This is a genomic window from Lacibacterium aquatile (assembly GCF_042683105.1).
GTDB lineage: Bacteria > Pseudomonadota > Alphaproteobacteria > Elsterales > Elsteraceae > Lacibacterium > Lacibacterium aquatile.
In genome coordinates, this window is sequence record NZ_JBHUIP010000015.1 from 1 (window position 1) to 2,963 (window position 2,963).

Annotated in this window: 2 protein-coding genes; both read right to left on the reverse strand. The window is 58.5% G+C overall.

What is annotated here, in order from left to right:
* On the reverse strand, positions 1 to 233 hold a 233-nt coding region (locus tag ACFSM5_RS19425), incomplete at its 3' end, for a hypothetical protein (RefSeq protein ID WP_379878255.1).
* Between the two features lie 131 nt (positions 234 to 364).
* A partial coding sequence (locus ACFSM5_RS19430) for a beta strand repeat-containing protein (RefSeq protein ID WP_379878256.1) occupies positions 365 to 2,963 on the reverse strand: 2,599 nt, incomplete at its 5' end.

Sequence of the window (2,963 nt, forward strand, 5' to 3'; positions counted from 1 at the left end):
TCGATACGCCCAATGGCCTGAGCACCTGAAGCCTGCGCGAGCAGGCTTAAATCGCTGCCACCATCCATTGCACACACTCCCCGAAACATATCATGACCGATAGGGTCGGATAATCGGTTCGGGAGCGGAACATGTCGAGAAGAAATTTGAGACTTAACGAAATTAACTAAGCGGACCGATTTGACTTCAGAGGACAGAAAAACTGCCATCTTAAGGGAGAGGTCAGTCTTCATTTTTACAACGCCATTGAAACATTGGCGCAATTCGCCCCGAAGTGTTGGGTCAGTCTATGTGCGGTATCTGGGTGCCGAGCAAAAAAAGGGCGCCCGAAGGCGCCCTTTCCCGTCGTTCCATGGCAGATCGATCAAGGCATGTAGGAGGTCGTGATATCGGCCGTTGTAACGGAGTTGTTGCCGAAGTCGGATACCAGGACCGCATAACCGCTGGAGGTATCATTGCCATTTTCGTCAATGATAAGGCTGACCTTGCCTGTGTCTGTGTCGGTATAGAGCAGCGCATAGGCTCCACCGTCAAAGCTGTAACCCGAGCCGCCATTGTAGGTGCCGCTGCCTGAAATGGCTTTGACGTGAGACGAGTCGATGCTGGAGAAGGCTCCGCCGTCGAGGATAATCTGAGCGTTGGCTGATCTGAACGCGCCGTTAGCGAAGACGTCGCCGCCCTCTGACGTGTTGGTGTAATAGAAATTGGTGAGGCCGTTGCTGCTCATCGCGCCGACAAAGCTGTCTGCCCCACCGCCACCGGTGATGTTGTCCGCGTCGCCGCTCACGTTGCCAGACACATTGATGGTGTCGCTACCGTTACCGGCATAGATCGTATCGCTGCCGGCGCCACCATTGAGCGATTCGCCATAGCTGCTGCCATAGATGTAGTCGGAGCCGACGCCGCCACTGATCGTGTAGTTCGTTCCGGTGACCGACGCACCTTCGACATTAATTGAATCATTGTCCGCGCCGCCGTCTATAAGGCCGCCGCCATGATTGTCGGAAATCGTATCGGCACCAGCACCGCCATAGATGCTGTCGACACCCCATCCGCCGTTGATGAAATCATCACCGTCGCCGCCGGAAATCTTGTCGTTACCGTCGCCACCGAAGATGTAATCGCCGCCCTTGCCGGCATTGATGAAATCAGTCCCGGCCCCAGCGGTGATCGAATCATTGCCGTCGAACCCGCCGACAATGCTGATCGACTGATTACTGGGAAGGGAGCTCGCATTGATGTTCACGCCGACGGTCGTGCCGCCGAGGCCCAGGGAGGATTTGACGTTGCCTAGGCCGACGCCCGATCCCGCCTGATAGAAATCAATGTCACCGGCCTGACCGTAGCCCTGGATGGTCAAGGTACTGCCGGGGGCGATGACATTATCCTGGATGGTCAGGTTGGCGTTAGTGACGGCGTCGCTATTGATATAAAGCTCAAGCCGATCCACGCCGACCGACCCGGAATAGAGGCCGAAGGTGGATTCATAATTGTCGTTCATCAACACGCGCACGAGGTCGGTGCCGCTGCCCAGGTTGATGTTGCTGACAGAACCGCCGCCGCTGAGGATCAGCGTATCGTTACCCGCGCCGCCATCGATATGGGCGTTGGTGAATTCGAGCCCCTTGATCAGCATCAGATCATTGCCGTCACCGCCGGTGACATAGCCCGCTTCACCGCTGCCTTCGCCGCCGAGGTAGCCGAGGATCAGCGTGTCGTTACCCTTGCCGCCGGTGATGGACAGATCGTCGATGTTGTTGTGCCAGGAATCGACGATATTGCCCTTGGTGGCGTTGTTGGCGTTGATGTTGAGTTCAGTCAGCCAGGTCGTCACCGCGATCCGCATGTCGCCCATGCCGCCAAAATCGAAGTCGTAGCGGGCGCCGCCACTCGACACCGCGCCAAGCTCCAGCACTTCGATGCCGGAAAGGGAGGCGCCGCTGGGGAGCGAGCCATAGGTGCCGTAAGAGACATAAAGCGCCAGCGTATCGATGCCCGCGCCGCCCAGGATCGTGGTGCCATTGGCGGGGTTGCCTTCGCCGTTCCAGCGCATTTCGATCCGGTCGTTGCCGGTTCCGGCATCGATATAATCGGCGGCGCCACCGCCGTTGATCGTATCGTTGCCCGTGCCGCCATAAATCGTATCGTTGGAGGCCCCGGCGCTGATCCAATCGTTGCCGTCGCCGCCGCTCAGAAAATCGCCGGGCACATCGTAGTCGCCCCAGCCGCCATGGATCGTGTCGTTGCCTGAACCGGCAATGATCGTATCGCCGCCGCCGGAGCCGCTGAACTCATTGTTGCCGGTCAGAAGCGTGGCATTGACGTTGAAGGATTCCCCTTCGCCCAGCATCTGAACATGAAGATGGTCGACTATACCGACCAGATTGATCTGCCCCAACTGGGCTGCAGAGGCGTTGCTGCCATAAAGCCCCAGGGTGCCGCCATCAAGGGCGCTGACTTCGACAAACAGCTTTTCGACATTGGTGATGTGGGCATCGATGGAACCGTAGGTTCCGCCTTCCTCGTTGCCTTCATCCATCAGATCGATGTCGGCCTGCACCTTCAGGGTGAGGATATCGTAGCCGTCGCCGCCGTCGATGCTCATCGTCTTGCTGGGCGACTCGATGATGATGGCAGTGCCGCCATAGACATAGGCGGGCTGAATGGCTTGGATAACGTCATCACCCGCACCGCCATTAAGCGTGTCATAGCCCGAGATACCGAGCAGGGTGTCATTACCGCCTGCGCCCTTCAGAATGTCGTCGCCGGTGGTTCCGATGATGACTTCGGCGCGGCTGGTGCCGACGATATTGGTACCGGTGAGGGTGGGGGTCGGATCGACTGGGTCTACGGGATCCACCGGGTCGACTGGGGTCACGGGCTTGACGGGGACGACCGCGGGGATGGTCGGGGTGGTCTTGTCGGGCGTGACGACCTGAGTGGTGGGAGTATAGCTGTAGATC